The following is an 18,007-nucleotide window of genomic DNA, read 5'->3' on the forward strand; positions in this document are numbered from 1 at the left end:
GGCCACAAAGGGAAGGATGGATTGCTTCGTCGCTCCTCGCAATGACGAAGGGCAATTCGGGGCCTACGGTGTCAGCACCGCGCGGCCCACCAACTTGCCCTTCTGCAAATCGGTCAGTGCCTCGTTGGCTTTCGCGAGCGGCATTGTCGTTACCGGAATCGGCGCAATCTTCTTGGTGCGGACCAGATCGAGCAATTCCTGGGTTTCGCGCAAATTGCCGACATAGCTGCCCTGGATCGTGATGGCCTTGATCGGAATCAGCGGCAGCGCCCAGGTCGCCCCGCCGCCGAACAGGCCGACGATCACGAGCTTTCCGCCCTTGGTCAGGCAGTCGAATCCGAGTTGCGTGGTCTGGGCGTTGCCGACGAGGTCGATCACCGCGCGGATCGGCCCGCCCGCTTTTTTCTGCAGCTGCTCCAGTGCATCAGCGGCCTTGCCGTCGACGGTTGCAAGCGCGCCTGCCGCCTCGGCCGCTTCGCGTTTGCGCGCGTCGATATCAACCATGATCGCGCCCTTGCCGCCCATCGCCTTCAGCAGCGACAGCGCCATCAGGCCGAGGCCGCCGGCACCGAAGATCACGATCGGCGTATGCAGGACGTTCTCGACCTTTTTCAGCGCGCTGTAGGTGGTGACACCGGAGCAGGCATAGGGCGCGGCGGTGACGGGATCGAGCCCGTTGAGATTCAGCAGATATTTCGGGTGCGGCACCGTCATGTGATCGGCGTAGCCGCCATCGCAATAGACGCCGAGTGAATTCGGCTTGACGACGCACATGTTCTCGTCGCCGCCGACACAGGTCTCGCATTTGCCGCAGCCGAGCCAGGGATAGACCAGCGTGACGTCGCCGACCTTGAGACCACCGGTCGCGGCCTTGGCGTCAGGACCGAAGGCCAGGATCTCGCCGACGGTCTCGTGGCCCATGGTCCGGGGCAGCGAGACGCCGCGGTCTTTCAGCGACAGCGGCTTGCGCCCGTGGCCGAGATCGTAGCCGCCCTCCCAGATGTGGAGATCGCTGTGGCAGACGCCGGCGGCCTTCACCTTGATCAACACCTGTGATCCCGAGGGCTCCGGCGTCGGATGATCGACCTCTTTCAGGGGGGCGTTGAACTCGGCGACCTGGAAACTCTTCATCGTTTCTCTCCCGTCATTCTTGTTCTTGAACAGGCATTTTCCGGCGGACATTTTCTCGGGATGACATTGCCACGTCCATCCAGTCGAGACAAACGCGACCTTCCGATATTCAGATCAGCGGATAATGGCAAGCCACGAACTGCCCCGATCCCACGGCGCGTAGTTCCGGCACCTCGTCGCTGCATCGCTGATCCGCTCTGGGGCAGCGGGTCCGGAAACGGCAGCCTGACGGCGGCGAAATCGGCGATGGCGGCTCGCCGACCGGCACGGTCTCGGCGGGGCGCACGTCGGGATCTGGCACCGGGATCGCCTCGATCAACAGCGCGGTATAGGGGTGCGCCGGTTTTGCGAACAGTTGCTCGGACGGACCGACCTCGCACAGCCGCCCGAGATACATCACCGCGACGCGGTCGCTCACCGCCTTCACCACGGCCAGATCATGCGCGATGAACAGCAGGGTCAAGCCATAGCGCGCCTTCATCTCCTCCAGCAGATTGAGGATCTGCGCCCGAATCGAAACGTCGAGCGCGGAGACCGGCTCGTCGCAGACGATGAATTCCGGATTGAGCACCAGCGCGCGCGCAATGCAGATGCGCTGGCATTGCCCGCCGGAGAATTCATGCGGCAGCCGTCCGACCACGAGCGCCGGATCAAGACCAACGGCGCTGAGCGCTTCGTCGACGAGCTGTTGGCGTTTGGCCGCATCCTTGACGCCCGAAATGATCAGCGGCTCGGCGATGATATCGCCGATCCGCCGCCGTGGGTTCAGCGATGCGATCGGGTCCTGGAAGATCAGCTGCACGCGCCGGCGCATCAGGCGCAGCGTATCGCCCTGCATCGCCGTGAGGTCCTGGCCGTCGAACAGCACCCGGCCCGAAACCGGCCGGCGCAGTTGCAGCACCGCGCGGCCGAGCGTCGACTTGCCGCAACCGGATTCGCCGACCAGCCCGAGCGTTTCGCCGCGGGCGATCTGCAGGGACACGCCGGATACCGCGTGCACGATCTTGTTGCCGACGGGATATTCGACGACGAGATTGTTCACGTCGAGCAACGGACCGTTGGCGGGTGAGGCTTGCTGCATCATGCGCCGGCACCCGCGCTGGTGTCGATCGGACGGAAGCAGGCAAATTGGTGACCGGGCGTGTCCGCTTCCTCAAGCCGCGGCTTCTCGACATGGCATTGGGCCCACGCATAGCGGCAGCGCGGCGAGAACGAACAGCCTTTCAGCGGCCGGGTCGGATCGGGTGGACGGCCCGAGATCGCCGGCAGCGGCGTATGTGGCGCGGCGTCGATCTTTGGAAGCGCGGCAAGCAGCGCCTCGGTATAGGGCATCCGCATTTTCTTGAACAAGGCCGGCGTCGGCGCACGCTCCACCACGCGGCCGGCATACATCACCGCGACTTCGTCAGTGCGGCCCGCGACGACGCCGAGGTCATGGGTGATCAGGATCATCGCCATATGGCGGCGGCGCTGTTCGCGCGCCAGCAAATCGAGGATCTGCGCCTGGATCGTGACATCGAGCGCGGTGGTCGGCTCGTCCGCGATCAGCAGCTTCGGTTCGCACGACAGCGCGATCGCGATCGCCACCCGCTGCCGCATGCCGCCCGACAGCTGATGCGGATACTGCGTCAGCCGCTGCTCCGGCGCGGGAATGCCGACCGCGGCGAGCAACTCGACGCTGCGTTTGGTCGCCGCCCGCATATCGAGCTCGAGGTGCTCCTGCAGCGTCTCGATCAGCTGGGTGCCGATGGTCAGCACCGGATTGAGCGAGGTCATCGGGTCCTGGAACACGACCGCCAGCGAGCGCCCGCGCAGCTTGCGCAGTTTCTCCGGTGAGAGCTGCAGCAGATCCTGCCCATCGAACATCACGCGGCCGGAGAGCTTTGCCTTTTTCGGCAGCAATTGCAGGATCGCGCGGGACAGCATGGTCTTGCCGCAACCGGATTCGCCGACCACGCCGAGCGTCCGCCCGGCGCCGACGGTGAGATCGACATGGTCCACCGCGCGCAGATTGCCGCGCGGCGTCGGCAAATCGACGATGACATCCTCGACGGAAAGCAGGGTACCCTCGGTCACAGCGCGCCCTGACGGGGATCGGTGAGCGCCCGGAGCGTGTCGCCGACCAGGTTAAAGGACAATACGGTCAGGAACATCGCGATTGCGGGAATGAAGGCCAGCCGGGGCGCCATCTCCAGACTCTCGCGCCCCTCCCCGATCATGCTGCCCCAGCTCGATATCGGCGGCGGCACGCCGAGGCCCAGGAACGACAATGAACCTTCGGCCACGATGGTGATGGCGACGGCGAGCAGGAAGAACGCAAACAAGGGCAGCATGACGTTGGGCAGCAATTCGCGCAGCAGGATGCGCGTATGCGTCGCGCCAAGCGCCTGCGCCGCGATGACGAATTCGCGGCGCGCCAATGTCAGCGTTGTTGCCCGCGCCACCCGCATGAAGGCGGGAACGCCGAGCAAGCCGAGAATGAAGGTCAAATGCAGGATCGATTGCCCGAGATAGGCGGTCACGGCCAGCGCCAGGATCAGCGGTGGAAACGCCAGCAGCACATCCATGCTGCCGACCACCACCGACTCGAACCTGCCGCGAAAATAGCCGGCCAGCAGGCCGAGCGCGCCGCCGAAGGTAAGCCCGATGATCGGCGCGCACAGCCCCACAATGAGCGATATCCGCGCACCGTAGATCACCCGGGCGAGTTCGTCACGACCAAGGCCGTCGGTGCCAAGCCAGTGCTCTGCCGAGAACGGCGCGCGCTTCTCCAGCATGTCCATGTCGGTCGGGCTCGGTAGCGGCAGAACGTCGGCGAAGATCGCCACCGCAAACACGAACATCATCCAGACGATCGCCATCCAGAACAGCGGTCCGAGCCGGCGGCCACGCCGCGCCGGGGCTTCCGCAACTGACGCGTCGATGCCGAGTTCAAGCGTGGCCATGGCGGATCCTCGGATCGAGCATGGCGTAGAGCATATCGACGATGAAGTTGATCAGCACGAATCCTGCGCCGACCAGCAGCACCACGCCCTGCAGGATGATGAGGTCGCGCGTGGTGATGGCGCCGACCAGGAGCCGGCCAATTCCCGGCAGCGCAAAAACCGTCTCGACGATGACGGCGCCGCCGATCAATCGCCCGATATTGATTCCGGTGATCGTGACCAGCGTGAGCGATGAAGGCTTCAGAGCATGCACGAACAGGATGCGCGACGCCTTCAACCCTTTGGCCTTGGCCAGCGCGATATAATCCTCCTGCAGGGTTGCGATCATGTCGGAGCGGAGCACGCGCATGATCCCGGGCCATTCGGCGAGCGCCAGCGTCAATGCGGGCAGCACCATGAACCGCAGGTTCCTGGCAGGATCTTCACCGAACGGTACGTAGCCGGTCGCCGGCAGCCAGCGCAGTTCCACCGCGAACAGATAGATCAGCAGGATCGCCGACAGGAAAGTCGGCACCGAAAGCATGCCGAACGCGGTGCCGGTCATGAAGCGGTCGAACGGGCCGCCGCTGCGCGCCGCACAAATGATCGCCAGGGGAACGCCGATCGCGAGCGCCATGACCTGGGCCAGGATCATCAGTTCCAGCGAGATCGGAAGCCGCTCGGTCACCGCCTGCAACACGGTTTGCCCGGTACGGAAGGATCGCCCCAGATCGCCCTGCAGGACATTGCCGAGCCAGCCGAAGTAACGCTCCCAGATCGGCCGATCCAGCCCCATGTCGTGGCGAAGCGCCGCGACCTTTTCCGGAGTCGCCTGATCGCCGAGGATCGTGTAGGCGAGATCGCCCGGCAGCAGCGCCGCAATCAGAAATGTCAGCAGCGAGACCGCGATCAGCACCGGCACGAGATACAGGAGCCTTTGCGCGACGAAACCCAGCATGCGCTGCTAGTCCAGCCAGACGCGGGATACGTCCACCACTCCGCTGTACATCTTGGGCAAGCCCTTAACCTTGGCGCTGGACATCGCGTAATAGGTGTTCTGGAATGTCCAGTACCAGATTGCCTCTTTGTTGATCAGCCGGCTGATGGCGCAGTAATCCTCGGCGCGCTTTTCCTGGTCGGCGGTGACCCGCGCGCGCTCGAGCAATTTGTCGAGTTCCGGGTTCGAATAATTGGCAAGCGCGAGCGGGCTGCCGGTGCGGAAATTGGCATACATCTGGACGTCGGGATCGGCGAGATCGACGATCCGCCATGGCGTGACCTGAAACTGGCGCATGAAGGCGCGCGGCGGGACCGTGGCCTGGTCAACCTGTTCAATTTCCATGTTGGCGCCGACCCGTTTCCAGAACTGCTGCAGCACCTGGCCGGTGGCGCGGCCGCGCGGTGTCGCCGTGACGAGCATCTTGAATTCGACCGGCTTGCCATATTCCTTGATCAGCGCCTTGGCCTTCTCGGCGTCTTCGGGAAGCGCGCCGTCATCCTTGCACTTCACCCATGAGCCGTCGCCGTAGGGGTTGGTGGCCGGCCGCGCCAGGCCATTGGTAAGCGCCTGCGACATCTTCTTGCGATCGAGCGCCATCACCAGCGCCTGGCGCACGCGGACGTCGTCGAACGGCGCTACCTTGGTGTTGAAGGCGGCGACCGCGGCGCCGGACCCGGCAAAGGTATGGACGGTAAGCTTGGGATCTTTTTGTGCCTTCTGAATGTTGTCCGCATCAGCTTCATCGTCCCAGATAATGTCGGCCTCACCCGATTGCAGGCTGGCGAAGCGCGACTGCGCATCCGGCAACGGCTTCAAAATGATCCGATCGAGATAGGGCTTGCCCTTGTCCCAGTAATCCGGATTTTTTTCGAGCACCATGCGGTCGCCCGCCGTCCATGATTTCGGGATATAGGGGCCGGTGCCGACAGGATTGCGATTGTAGTCGTCGCCCTTGGTCTTCCACGCCGTCGGCGATTGAACCACGAAGTTCACACCTGGAGGCGATATGATCGCGGGCAGATTCACCGACGGATCGTTCAGATTGTAGACGACTGTTAGTTCGTCAGGCGCCTGCAAATCCTTGATGAAAGAGATGTAGAACGCGCAACGGCACTTGTTGGCCGGATCCTTCTGACGGTCGAAATTTTCCTTGACCGCCTGGGCGTTGAACGGTGTGCCGTCGTGGAACTTGACCCCGGGCCGCAGCTTGAAGGTCCAGGTCTTGAAGTCCTCGGAGGAACTCCAGGACAGCGCGAGCTTGGGCTGCGCTTTGCCCTGGTCATCGAGATAGGTAAGCGTGTCGAAAATCGCCGCCGCCGCGGTGCTCGCGGCCGTATCGAACACACCGACCTTCAGCGGATCGAAACCGGCAATGTCCAGTTCGAGACCCATCGTGATGCTGCCGCCCTTCTTCTGCGCGTTGGCGGGAACAGCGCAGAGCGAGATCGCAAATCCCGCCACAAGAAATAATCGCGCAAGCGCGCTCGAACGGATCGCAGCTGTCATGGATGCTCCCTCCCAAAGTGTCGTCCGTCCGGTGTTCCGGATCGTCGATGGCTGACGGTAAGATTGTCTGGAATCGCAGCCCCGGGCAAGACCGTTCGCGAGGCGGGATGAAAAGCCGCAGGCTCAAGCCTCTTCGCCGAAGCGCGATTTCCCTCAACCGCGCGCCGACTTCGGCGGTTTGCCGGCAAAGGCCGCGATTTCATCTTCCGACAGGCCGGTCTCTTTCAGATAGGCACGCGTATGCTCGCCAAGCGTCGACATGCGTTTCGCGGCAGAAACCCTGGCGCCCGACATGCGGAACGGCAGATTGAGGACCTTGAAGCTGCCGCCGCCATCCTGGACCTCCGCCAACGCGCCGCGATGGGCGATCTGCGGATCCTTCAGCGCCTCGGCCACCGTGCGATAGGCCGATGACGGCACGCCGTGCTCATTGAGCGCGACGAGACACTGCTCGGTCGTCACCGCGCGCGACCACGCCTCGACGCCCTCCATCAGGCTGGCCCAGTTTTCACGGCGATCGGAATATTTCGCAAAGCGCGGGTCGCTGACCCACTCGGGATGACCGATCACCTTCATCAGGCTCTGGAAGGTTTTTTCGCTGGCGATCGCGACCATGACATAACCGTCCGAGGTTTCGATCGGCCCGAACATCGGCCGCTGGGTCGCCTTGACCTCGAATTGCGACCATTGCAATTCGTTCAACGTCAGGCTCAGCATCGATTCCAGCATCGAAACGTCGATGTGCTGGCCCTTTTCGCTTCCAGCGCGCTGATACAGCGCCGACGAGATCGCGCCGAACGCGTAGACGCCTGTGAGCACATCGGCATGATAGATGCCGCAATAGTCCGGCCGGGTGCGCCCGGGCTGATAGGCCAGATGCGCCATCTCATAGCCGGAGGCCGCGTGAATCACCGGCGCATAGGCCGGCAGTTCGGCCGACGGCCCGGTCTGGCCGTAGCCGGAGATCGAGCAGTAAATCAGTTTCGGATTGAGGGCGTGCAGTGAAGCGTAGTCGAGCTTCAATCGCCGCATCACACCGGGGCGGAAATTCTCGACCAGCACGTCCGCGTTCGCCACCAGCCGGCGCACCGCCTCCACTCCCTCGGGCGATTTCAGATCGAGCACGAGGCTGTTCTTGCCGACATTGAGCTGCCCGAACGCGGTGCTGCAAAGATTCCGCACCGGCGGGCGGGTCCGCATCGTCTCGCCTTCGACGGTTTCGATCTTGATGACCTCGGCGCCCATGTCGGCGAGCATCCGCGTGCAGTGGGGTCCGGCGATCGTGGTTGAAAAATCTATAACGCGCAGGCCGGCGAAGCTCCCTGTCAAATTCCCCTCATCTGGATTATCTATGGTCATACTCAAAGCTCCCTCGGCCTTGCGGCTTCTCGTTCGCCTTTTGGTTTTCCTGGCGCGGCATGACCCTAAATTGCGCGGCCACGGCATGGAAGCGTTTCTCTAGGAACCACCGGCTATCTGGCGCATTGCCGTAGATCAAAATTGGACCCTTTCTTGCATAAGTCATAGTTCAGGTTGGTACGAGGGCGTTCCTTGAAGGTCTTGTTCGTAACCACGGAAATGGATGACTTCGTCCGGGTGGGCGGTCTTGCCGCCGTTTCCGCCGCCCTGCCCCGGGCGCTGCGCCCGTGGAGCGACGTCCGGATCATGTTGCCCGGCTACCGGGACATCCTCGAACAGTTCACCCACATTGAAATCGTTGGGCAATGCGCGCCTTTGGCCGAGATGCCGGCCTGCTCGCTCGGCCGGGCGTCGACGCGAGACGGCCTGCCAGTTTATGTACTGTTGTGCCCACAACTTTACGACCGGCCGGGTAATCCCTACGGCGACGAATCCGGACGCGACTGGCCGGATAATGACATCCGTTTCGCGCGATTTGCATCTGCGGCGGCCGAACTCGCCGCAGGCAGTCTGGACAAGAATTGGGCAGCGGATCTGGTCCACGCCAATGACTGGCAGGCTGCATTGGCACCGGCCTACCTCGCCTGGAAAGGCGTCAAGGTCCCCTCGATCCTGACCATTCACAACCTGGCCTATCAGGGACTGTTTCCGCGGGAGTCGCTGCGGCGGATCGGCGCGCCCGAAGCCTCCTTCCACATCGACGGTCTCGAATTCTACGATCAGATGTCGTTCTTGAAGGGCGGCATCGTTTACGCCTCGCATCTGACCACGGTCAGCGCGACCTACGCAAAAGAGATCACGACGCGCGAGCTTGGCTGCGGGCTAGAGGGCCTGCTGCGGCAACGCTCGGACGCTTCGGAATTGACCGGCATCCTGAACGGCATCGACGAAAGCTGGGATCCGCGCGCCTGCGCGCAACTGGCGCAGCAGTTCGGCGCCGGCGATTGGCAAGGCAAGCAAGCCAACGCCGACTACGTCCGCAAGCAGTTTGGTCTTGCGGTATCGCGCGGACCGATCTTCGGTCTGGTCGCCCGCCTCGTGCATCAAAAGGGCATCGACCTCGTTCTGTCCGCCGCCGACGCGATCGTCGAGGCCGGCGGACAAATCGTCGTCACCGGCAGCGGCGAGCCGTATATCGAACAGGCGCTGGTCGATGCGCATCGCCGCAGGCCGGACGCGATCGGCGTCGTTATCGGTTTCAACGATGGACAGGCGCGGCGAATTTTCGCCGGCAGCGATTTCACGCTGATGCCTTCGCGGTTCGAACCGTGCGGACTGAGCCAGATGTATGCGCAGCGGTTTGGATCGCTGCCGATCGGTCACCAGACCGGCGGGCTGGCGGAGACCATCAAGGACGGCGAGACCGGCTTCCTGTTCTCGCAGCCTTCGGCGGAGTCCTTCCTCGGCGGCGTGCGCCGCGCATTCGATGCCTTCATGGCGAAGGACCGCCTCGACCTGATGCGCCGCAGCGCCATGGCGCGGTCCTTTAGCTGGGATCTTTCGGCCTCGCTCTATAACGCGCTGTATCGCAAGACGGTGGGCTCGCACGCTAGCGCCTGAGTGCGATTGCCGGCAGCGCTGTTGACCACACGGCGCGTGATCAGCCCCGACGCCCGATAGTCGGTCCCCGGAAGCACCTTCCCGCCGCATACCCTGCACCCGGCCGCGCCGCTTCCCGGAGGGGGCCGGCGACACCGTCGCAGCAGGTCCTCACATGGTTCAAAGCACTTTTTTAGGTGGCGCGCTCGAACCGCTTTCCATCCGGCATCGTCGAACTCATGTGCGAACCATTCCGGTTTCGCCGAACCGAGAAATGGAGAGTTTTAGATGTCGATGAAGTCGAAATTATCTTTGGCCGCTCTCGCCGGCCTCGTCGCAATCAGCGCCCTGGCAACCACCAGCGCCAGCGCTTTTTCGCTCCGGGTTTGTGACGAAACATCGCCGAAGCTGGGTTGTGGGAGTACCTCGTTCTACCAGGAGGAGGGACGCTCCAAGCGACAACCAACTCCCCCGCGTCACCATGCCTTCGGTAGCCGCGAAGATGCCATGCTCAATGCAGGCGGCGGTGGTGGCGGCGGTGGTGGTGGCGGCGGCGGTGGCCGATAACCCTCTACTGACTTCGCAGATTGAGTAAGTCGCCGCCGGGGTGACCCGGCGGCGCGTCGAGTCCCGAAGCCGGGGCGAACGCCGCCTCGACCGATACTTAACGCGGCGCCGGCGGGCCTCTCAGGTCACCGCCGCGCGTTTTGGTTCGACGATCTCGAACATGCGCGGAAATTCATCCATCAGCATCATCAGTTCACCAAGCCGCATCGGATTGCCGGTGACCTTGATGGCTCCGCTGCCGACCGCTTCCGGAAACGTCGTCAGCTTGGCGATGACTCCGTCGAGCACGCTGCGCGCCAGCGTGAACGTCGCATCGGCGCCCGCCGCCTGTGCGCCCGCCACGTAAGTCAGCGCGCTGTTCTCCAGATTGAGCACGAAGTTTTCGTTGGTGTCCGTAAAATGCCAGTTCAGCACGATGCGCTTGCCTTCGGCCTTGGGGCCGTTGAGGCGCACGCCAAGCACGTCCCATAGCTGCTCGGTGCGCAGCGCGGCCAGCGTTTCGCGCGGCATCGCCGCGCGTGCCGGCACCTTCGGCATGCCCAGCCGCAATTCCTGCGCGCCGAACAAATAGGCGTTGCGCCAGGTCGAGCTTTCCGAGGCATAGCCAAGCTGCTCGAACGTATCGGCCAGCATCGCGCGCGCGGCCTGATTGTCGGGATCGGCGAACACCAGATGGCTGACGGCCTGCGCCACGAAGCGGAACTCGCCTTTAGCGAAATCTTTCGCGGCCCGCGCCAGAATCGCGTCCGCGCCGCCCATATACTCGACATATTTCCTGCCGGATTCGACCGGCGGCAGCGGATCGAGATTGACCGGATTGGCGTCGTACCAGCCGAGATATTTCTGGTAGATCGCCTTCACATTGTGCCTGATATGGCCGTAGTAACCGCGCCCGTGCCAGGCGCCGTCGAGGCTCGCCGGCAGTTTGATCGTCTCGGCGATTTCGGCCGCGGTGAGGCCGTGGTTCATCAGGCGGATGGTCTGGTCATGCGCGAACTTGTAGAGATCGCGCTGCTGGCGGATCATGGTGTCGATCCGCTCATGGCCCCACACCGGCCAATGGTGCTGGCCGCACATCGCATCGGCCTTGCCGCCCCACATTTGCAGCGCCTCGCCGAGATATTTCGACCAGGCCAGCGCGTCGCGGACGTCGGCGCCGCGGAACGGCAGCAAATTGTGGAAATTATGCGTGCAGTTCTCCGCGAGATTCAAAAGCTTGTAGCGCGGGATGAAGAAATGCATCTCCGCCGGTGCCTCGGAGTTCGGCGCCATCTGGAATTCAAACTCAAGCCCGTCGATGGTGCGCTTGTCGCCAGTTGCGATAATCAGGTCGGTCGGGCGCAGCAGCGCAACCGATCCCGCCGCCATCGACTTGCCGAGACCGCAATCGACCTGCCCGTGCACGCCCTTGGCCAGCAGCGGCCCGAACTGATACTGCGCCCGGCGCAGCATCGCGGGCCCGGCGATGATGTTTTCGGAGACCGCGTGCTCCATGAAGAAATTCGGCGCGATGATCGGCACCCGGCCGTGTGAGAGCGTTTCGTCGTCGAGCACGCCGCGCGCCCCGCCCCAATGGTCGGTGTGGGTATGGGTGAAGATCACGGCCATGACCGGACGCTTGCCCCGATGCTGGAAGTACAATTCCATCGCGGCGCGGGCGCCCTCGATCGAGGTCAGCGTGTCCACAACGATCACGCCGCTGTCGCCCTCGATCAGCGTCATGTTGGCGATGTCGAGCCCGCGCACCTGATAGACGCCGGGAACCACCTCGAACAGGCCGTGATGCATGTTGAGGCGCGACTGCCGCCACAGGCTCGGATCCACGGTCGCGGGCGCTTCTTCGGCCGAAAGGAAGCCATAGGGCTCGAGGCTCCAGACCACCCTGCCCTGCGGCGAGGTCACCTTCGCGTTTTCGATCGTGCCGAGGAAGCCCCGCGCCGCATCGTCGAAATCGCGCGTGTCCGAAAACGGCAGCGCCTTGAGCGTCGCCGCGTGCTGCGCAATGACCGGCGCGGAAGCTTGCTTGGGAGTTTCCTTCGGTGCTTCCGCACTTGTTGTTTGGGTCATACTCGTTCACTCCCTCGCGTCGTAACAGAATCCGGGAACAGCTTCAGCGGAACTCCAACCCTTCGAACTCACCATTGCTGCGCCACGTGTCGATATGTTTGAAATAGGCCAGCGGGCCTGCGGGATGGCCGACATTCAGTTTGGCCGCCGGACCGGGTTCGCGCCCCTCATTGTTGTAATAGCCGGGGGTGCAGTCGGGCGCGCCGATCATTCGCCCGGCGCCGGTCAACAGCAGTTCGACCCATTTGTCCTCGGCCTCCCTGGTGACTTCGATCTGCCTGAAGCCGTTTTGCTGTGCGTGCTTGACCATGACGGCGATAGTCTTTGCGGCTTCGGTCAAATTATGCGGCACGTTGGAGATCAGGTTTGCGCCCTGCGTCGGCTGCACGAAGAAGGCGTTCGGAAAACCGTGGACGTGGATACCGTGCTTGGATCGCATCCCCTCGGCCCAATGCTCCGACAGCTTGACGCCGCCCCGGCCCGCCATGTCGAACCCGGATCGCCGCCTGTATTCGGTGCCGACCTCAAAGCCCGAGGCGTAGATGATGCAGTCGAGCTGGTATTCCTTGCCCCCGACGACGACGCCCTTCTCGGTGATTTTCTCGACGCCCTTGCCGTCGGTATCGACCAGGTGCGTGCCCGGCGTGTTGAACGCCTGCAGATATTCGTCGTGGAAGCACGGCCGCTTGCAGAGCTGGCGGTACCAGGCCTTGAGCTTTGCCGCGGTCTCGCGGTCGCCCACGATGGCGTCAATCCTGGATCGGATCTCCTCCATCTTTTCGAAATCGGAATCCTCAAACGCCGCCAGCATGTTTTTGGGGATGCGCTGCTCGCGCGGCAGCTGCATGATTTTGGCCCGGATCCGCCGCGACAGGTCGGTCCAGCCGTCCTGGACCAGATCCTCCTCGGCATTGCCGCCGGCCTGGTTGGCCGTGAAGTTTTCCAGCCACCGCTGCTGCCAGCCGGGCGTGGCAATCCCCGAAAACCATTCCGGATCGATCGGCGCGTTGGCGCGGACGTCGACGGAAGACGGCGTGCGCTGGAACACGTAGAGTTCTTTGGCTGCGCGGGCGAGATGCGGCACGCACTGCACGGAGGTGGCGCCGGTACCGATGATGCCGACGCGCTTGTCGGCGAGCTTGTCCATGCGCGCGCCCGAGGGATCGCCGCCGGTGTAATCGTAATCCCAGCGGCTGGTGTGGAACGAATGTCCCTTGAAGGCCACGATGCCCGAAATGCCCGGAAGTTTTGGCACGTGCAGCGGGCCCGTGCCCATGCCGACGAATTGCGCCGTGAAGGCATCGCCGCGGTTGGTGGTGATGATCCAGCGCGAATGCGCTTCATCCCATTTCAGATCGGTGACCTCTGTATGGAACAACGCGTTGTCGTAGAGGCTATATTGCCTTCCGATGCGCCGGCAGTGCGCGAGGATTTCCGGCGCGTGCGCGTATTTCTCTGATGGCATGTGCCCGGTTTCTTCGAGCAAAGGCATATAGACCATTGAGGCCGTATCGCATTGCGCGCCGGGATAGCGGTTCCAGTACCAGGTGCCGCCGAAATCGCCGCCCTTCTCGATGATGCGGATATCCTTGATCCCGGCTTCCGTCAGCCGCGCGGCGGTGGCAAGGCCCGCAAAGCCGCCGCCGATGAAGGCGAAGGTGACGTGATCGGTCTTGGGATCGCGCTGGGTGACGGGCGTATAGGGATCGTCCAGATAATGCCCCAGCTGTCCCTTGACCTCGATGTACTGGTCGTTGCCGTCGGCGCGGAGCCGCTTGTTGCGCTCCTCCATATACTTCCGTCGCAGCTGCTCCTTGTCGAAAGCGCGGCTGCGCAGGTTTTGCGGTTCGTCCGTGACCGTCATCCGAAATTGCCTCTGATCTGCTGCCGATATACCCCGTAGCCGACACGCAGTAAGCGTCCGCACGGCGAAAAGATCAACCAGGAGATCAACAAGGCGTCAGTGCTGCGCCCAGAGATAGGCTGCGGTCGCTGCGAAGCCGAGCGCGGTTCTCACGGCATGCAGCCCTCCCCAATGCACGATCAGTCGGCGCGATTCCGGGCCGGCATCGGCGGCGGCGATGGCATTCAGCCTGCGGTTCGTCGGCATGATGCCGAACAACGTGTAGGGCCAGTTGGCCAGCATGAGAATCGCGCCGACGGTCCAACGCCAATCGCCGGTCTGCCACGCCGCGGTCAATCCCAAAATTCCCGATATCACGGCGCAGCTCGCCTGCATCGCAAAGCCGCGCGCATAGCTGGGTTTCCATTGCGTCAGCAGGCTCCTGTCATCAAGCAGCAGACGCGCCGGCTGTTCGGCGAAATTGATGAAGAAGGCTGCGCCGGCGAAGGCGGCGGCGACGACGGTGGCCAGTTGTCCGATGAGCATGATTACGCACTCCCATATTGACAATATGTTGTCATTTTGTATACTCATTGCCAATGAGAAGCAAGCCACATACGCCAGCCGGACAGGCCCTGACGGGGCTGATCCTGGCCATATTCCGGCTCAACGGCCGGCTGCTGCTGGCCGGCGACCGGCTCGTCGCCGGTCTCGAGCTCACCAGCGCGCGCTGGCAGGTGCTGGGCGCCATTGCGCTGGCCGAGCGGCCGCAGCCCGTGGCGTGGCTGGCGCGCAACATGGGACTCAACCGTCAGGGCGTTCAGCGCATCGTCAACGAAATGCGGGATGAGGGCCTGCTCGAGCTGCAGCCCAACCCGCACCACCGCCGCGCGCATCTGGTCGTGCTGACAAAGCGGGGAAAGGAAGCGTTTGAGGCTGCGACAAAACTTCAGGTGCCGTGGGTGAATGCGCTCGCCGAAGGCGTCAGCCTGAAGGATCTTGCGACCACGCAGAGGGTGGTTGCGGAGTTATGCGAACGGCTGGAATTAGGTTTGAATGATGACGCTAGTGAGCATACCTGAGAAGCCCACCGCGTCATTGCGAGAAGCGAAGCAACGAAGCAATCCATGCATCAGCTTGCCGCGCTATGGATTGCTTCGCTTCGCTCGCAATGACTATTGGTGAGAACCGGGCGCTTCCGCGTCACTTCTTCACCTTGCTCGCATCCATCTTGATACTCGTGTCGAGCATCTTGGTCGAGAAAGCGCTGCCGACCTCGAACGGCTTCTCCATGCCGAGATAGGTCTGCACCAGTTCATAGTCCTTCTTCATCCGCTCGGCGTCGATCCAGCCCAGCGCCTTGGTGGTGGTGAAATCGTCCGTCATCAGGAACTTGATGCGCTCCCACTGGCGTTCCTGGTTCTCCTTGTCGAGCCCCGACGCGGCATCAAGCAGCGCCTTCAGACAGGGCGCGACGTCGGCGACGCAGGCGGCGAACGCCTTCTGGCTGACCTTGACGAACGCATCTGCAATTTTCGGATTCTTTTCCAGATAGGCGCCGTTGACGATCAGCGAGTTGCCGTACGGGTTGAGCCCGATGTCCTTCCAGTTGACGTAGCCGAGGTCGGCACCGAACTCGATCACCTTGAGATCGTGTTCGTTGTAAAAATCGCTGATGATATCGACCGTATGGCTCTTCAGCGCCGCGATCTTGGCGGTAGGCCCGACATTGACGAAACTGACCGCGTCGGGCGCGATGCCGGCGGCCTTGGCGAACGCCGGCCACATCACCCGCGACGCGTCGCCGGGCGGATTGCCGATCTTGTGGCCCGGAAAGTCCTTGGCGCCGTTCACGCCGTAGCTCTTCAGCCAGTAAAACGTCTGCCCGGTGTTGGCGTAGATGCTCATCAGCGCCACGACGTCGGCGCCCTTGCTGCGCGCCACCAGCATGGTCGCGAGATCGGCGATGCCGAACGGCGAACCGCCGGAGCCGACCTTCAGCGACGACACGCCGGAACCCTTGCCGGTCTCGATGGTGAGATCGATGCCGGCCTTCTCGTACCAGCCCTGCGCCTTGGCATAATAGAACGGCGAATGGTCCGCGGTCGGCGCCCAGTTCAGGATCAGGTTGACGGCCTCGCCGGCATGAGAGGGAGCCGCCTGGACGGCAAGCGCAAGCGCCAGTGACGCAATCTTCAAGCCCTTCATGGCATCTCTCCTGGTTTGCAGACCGGTCATCGACAAGTCGTCGATCGCAAGGCCGACCTTGTCGTTGCACGCCCGTGACGCTACCAATGCAACAAGGACGAGACGAATTGTCAACTGTTTGGTTGGAAATGCCTATAAGACGAGCTGATAGCACCAGGCCAAAGCGGCGCGATCCGGCCGCGACGCGGGAGAAGCTTCTGACGGCCGCACGCCGTGAATTTGCCGATAGTGGCCTCGCCGGCGCGCGGGTCGACGAGATCGCGGCCCGCGCCGGCGTCAACAAGCAGCTGGTCTATCATTACTTCGGCGACAAGGACGCGCTGTATCTGGCGGTGCTGGAGAGGGTCTATGAGGAAATCCGCGCCCAGGAACGCAAGCTCAACCTCGAGGGCCTGCCGCCGCAGCAGGCCATCAAGCGGCTGATCGAGGCCTCGTTCGACCACCTCGCCGCCCATCCCGACTTCATCGTGCTGCTCAACGACGAAAACCGCGGCGGCGCCCGCCATGTGCGCGGCTCCCGCAAGCTCGAGGCGATGCACTCGCCGCTGGTCAGTCTTGTGTCGGCCATCCTCAGCGAGGGTGTCCGCGCCGGCGTGTTCCGCAAGGGCATCAATCCGGTGCATCTCTACATTTCGATCGCGGGGCTGAGCTATTTCTACTTTTCGAACACGCCGACCCTGTCGGCGATCTTCGGCAAGGACCTGTCGAGCCCGACGGCCCGGAAAGCCCGCCGCAAGCATGTGGTCGACCTGGTGATGCAGTCGCTGCGGCCGTGAGGGTCTGTCGTCCCGGCCTAGAGCTCAGATGCGCAATTGCGCATCGGGGGACCCATACTCCGCGGCGGATGTTGCTACCGAAGGTATCTGACGTCAGCGCTTTAAATCGATGGGCCGCGGCGTATGGGTCCCGGCTCAAGGCCGGGACGACAGCAGAGGGACCTAATCAACCAGATGGTTGAAACCTAGGACACCCCGGGATAGACTGCCACCGCGCGGCCGGGAACCGGACGCGCCCCAACAAGGAATGCACAGTGTCTGGCGATGCAGGGCGATCGGCGAGGACGGTGGCGATCATCCTGATCGCGCATCTGGCCGTGATCGTGCTCTGGCAGGTGCTGGTCGACGCCTTCCAGGTGCCAAAATTCATCCTGCCCTCGCCGCTGGCCGCACTCTCGACCCTGACGTCGGCCAAGTACGCCTGGCTCTCCAACCTCTGGGTGACGGGGGCAGAAATCCTCGGCGGCTTCTGCCTCGGCGCGCTGGTCGGCGTCATGCTGGCTGTCATGTTCACCTGGTCGCCACTGATCAGCCTGCTGCTGCTGCCGCTGTTCGTGACACTGAACATGATCCCGAAGGTGGCGCTGGGCCCGCTGTTTATCGTCTGGTTCTCCTACGGCATCTTTCCGAACATCCTGATCGCGTTTTCGATCTGCTTCTTCCCGATCCTGCTGACGACCGCGCGGGGGCTGAGCGAGGTCGAGCCCGATCTGCTGGATCTCGTGAAATCGCTGCGCGGCTCGCGCTGGACGCTGTTCCGGAAGATCCAGCTGCCGGGCGCGCTGCCTTACGTATTTTCAGGCATGAAGGTCGGCGCCATTCTGGCGGTCGCGGGCGCCATCGTCGGCGAGTTCATCGCCTCGGAGCGCGGGCTCGGCTACCTCATGATTCAGGTGCAGGCCTCGCTCGATACGCCGGCGATGGTGATGGCCGTCATTCTTCTGACTCTGCTCGGCGTGGCGCTGTACGGGCTGGTGCTCGGCCTCGAGCGGCTGTTCGTGGTCCGTGACGTCAGGCTGCAATAAGA

16 protein-coding genes are annotated in these 18,007 nt (G+C 63.2%); 5 read left to right on the top strand and 11 right to left on the bottom strand.

The features are described from left to right. Positions 1-63: 63 nt before the first annotated feature. The 7 genes from JQ567_RS06475 to JQ567_RS06505 form a co-directional block, all read right to left on the bottom strand. The gene (locus JQ567_RS06475) at positions 64-1,131 is read right to left on the bottom strand and encodes an alcohol dehydrogenase (protein ID WP_212265062.1); all 1,068 of its coding nucleotides are present in this window, start codon (positions 1,129-1,131) and stop codon (positions 64-66) included. A 109-nt stretch (positions 1,132-1,240) separates the two neighbouring features. After that, a complete protein-coding gene (locus JQ567_RS06480; protein ID WP_212438039.1) occupies positions 1,241-2,215 on the bottom strand; it encodes an ABC transporter ATP-binding protein in 975 nt (324 codons plus the stop codon). After that, positions 2,212-3,207, bottom strand: coding sequence for an ABC transporter ATP-binding protein (locus JQ567_RS06485; protein ID WP_212438040.1), 996 nt, complete (start codon positions 3,205-3,207; stop codon positions 2,212-2,214). Before JQ567_RS06485 ends, JQ567_RS06480 begins: the two co-directional genes overlap by 4 nt. Further along, on the bottom strand, positions 3,204-4,076 hold the full coding sequence (locus JQ567_RS06490) for an ABC transporter permease (protein WP_212438041.1): 873 nt from the start codon (positions 4,074-4,076) through the stop codon (positions 3,204-3,206). Before JQ567_RS06490 ends, JQ567_RS06485 begins: the two co-directional genes overlap by 4 nt. Further along, positions 4,063-5,013 (bottom strand): ABC transporter permease, encoded by a 951-nt coding sequence (locus JQ567_RS06495; protein ID WP_212438042.1) that lies wholly within the window; start codon positions 5,011-5,013, stop codon positions 4,063-4,065. Before JQ567_RS06495 ends, JQ567_RS06490 begins: the two co-directional genes overlap by 14 nt. A 6-nt stretch (positions 5,014-5,019) precedes the next feature. Next, a complete protein-coding gene (locus tag JQ567_RS06500; RefSeq protein WP_212438043.1) occupies positions 5,020-6,561 on the bottom strand; it encodes an ABC transporter substrate-binding protein in 1,542 nt (513 codons plus the stop codon). A 153-nt stretch (positions 6,562-6,714) separates the two neighbouring features. Next, positions 6,715-7,920 carry a CaiB/BaiF CoA-transferase family protein gene (locus tag JQ567_RS06505; protein ID WP_212438044.1) on the bottom strand — a complete coding sequence of 402 codons (1,206 nt, stop codon included), beginning with the start codon at positions 7,918-7,920 and terminating at the stop codon, positions 6,715-6,717. A gap of 192 nt (positions 7,921-8,112) precedes the next feature. Between JQ567_RS06505 and glgA the strand changes: the two genes are divergently transcribed. Together glgA and JQ567_RS06515 are read left to right on the top strand one after the other, a co-directional pair. Then, positions 8,113-9,540 (top strand): glycogen synthase GlgA, encoded by a 1,428-nt coding sequence (gene glgA / locus JQ567_RS06510; RefSeq protein ID WP_212438045.1) that lies wholly within the window; start codon positions 8,113-8,115, stop codon positions 9,538-9,540. Between the two features lie 267 nt (positions 9,541-9,807). Beyond that, positions 9,808-10,086: a hypothetical protein gene (locus JQ567_RS06515; protein WP_212276987.1), complete on the top strand. Its 279-nt coding sequence runs from the start codon at positions 9,808-9,810 to the stop codon at positions 10,084-10,086. Between the two features lie 120 nt (positions 10,087-10,206). Here the strand turns inward: JQ567_RS06515 and JQ567_RS06520 are convergent, their stop codons facing one another. The 3 genes from JQ567_RS06520 to JQ567_RS06530 all read right to left on the bottom strand — a co-directional run bounded on the left by JQ567_RS06520 (position 10,207) and on the right by JQ567_RS06530 (position 14,542). Then, positions 10,207-12,153 (bottom strand): alkyl/aryl-sulfatase, encoded by a 1,947-nt coding sequence (locus JQ567_RS06520; protein ID WP_212438046.1) that lies wholly within the window; start codon positions 12,151-12,153, stop codon positions 10,207-10,209. Positions 12,154-12,196: 43 nt separating this feature from the next. Continuing rightward, complete coding sequence (locus tag JQ567_RS06525; RefSeq protein ID WP_212438047.1) at positions 12,197-14,017, bottom strand: NAD(P)/FAD-dependent oxidoreductase; 1,821 nt, start codon at positions 14,015-14,017, stop codon at positions 12,197-12,199. Positions 14,018-14,113: 96 nt separating this feature from the next. Further along, complete coding sequence (locus JQ567_RS06530; RefSeq protein WP_212265157.1) at positions 14,114-14,542, bottom strand: DUF1772 domain-containing protein; 429 nt, start codon at positions 14,540-14,542, stop codon at positions 14,114-14,116. Positions 14,543-14,595: 53 nt separating this feature from the next. Here JQ567_RS06530 and JQ567_RS06535 point away from each other — a divergent pair, with 53 nt between their 5' ends. Beyond that, positions 14,596-15,078: a MarR family winged helix-turn-helix transcriptional regulator gene (locus tag JQ567_RS06535; protein ID WP_212438048.1), complete on the top strand. Its 483-nt coding sequence runs from the start codon at positions 14,596-14,598 to the stop codon at positions 15,076-15,078. Positions 15,079-15,199: 121 nt separating this feature from the next. Here the strand turns inward: JQ567_RS06535 and JQ567_RS06540 are convergent, their stop codons facing one another. Continuing rightward, a complete protein-coding gene (locus tag JQ567_RS06540; protein ID WP_212438049.1) occupies positions 15,200-16,204 on the bottom strand; it encodes an ABC transporter substrate-binding protein in 1,005 nt (334 codons plus the stop codon). A 128-nt stretch (positions 16,205-16,332) separates the two neighbouring features. Between JQ567_RS06540 and JQ567_RS06545 the strand changes: the two genes are divergently transcribed. Both JQ567_RS06545 and JQ567_RS06550 read left to right on the top strand, forming a co-directional pair. Further along, on the top strand, positions 16,333-16,980 hold the full coding sequence (locus JQ567_RS06545) for a TetR/AcrR family transcriptional regulator (protein WP_212438050.1): 648 nt from the start codon (positions 16,333-16,335) through the stop codon (positions 16,978-16,980). Between the two features lie 254 nt (positions 16,981-17,234). Next, a complete protein-coding gene (locus tag JQ567_RS06550) occupies positions 17,235-18,005 on the top strand; it encodes an ABC transporter permease (RefSeq protein WP_212208475.1) in 771 nt (256 codons plus the stop codon). The last annotated feature ends 2 nt before the right edge of the window (positions 18,006-18,007 follow it).

Origin of the sequence: Bradyrhizobium sp. AUGA SZCCT0431 (assembly GCF_018131065.1) — a bacterium.
Classification (GTDB): Bacteria; Pseudomonadota; Alphaproteobacteria; order Rhizobiales; family Xanthobacteraceae; genus Bradyrhizobium.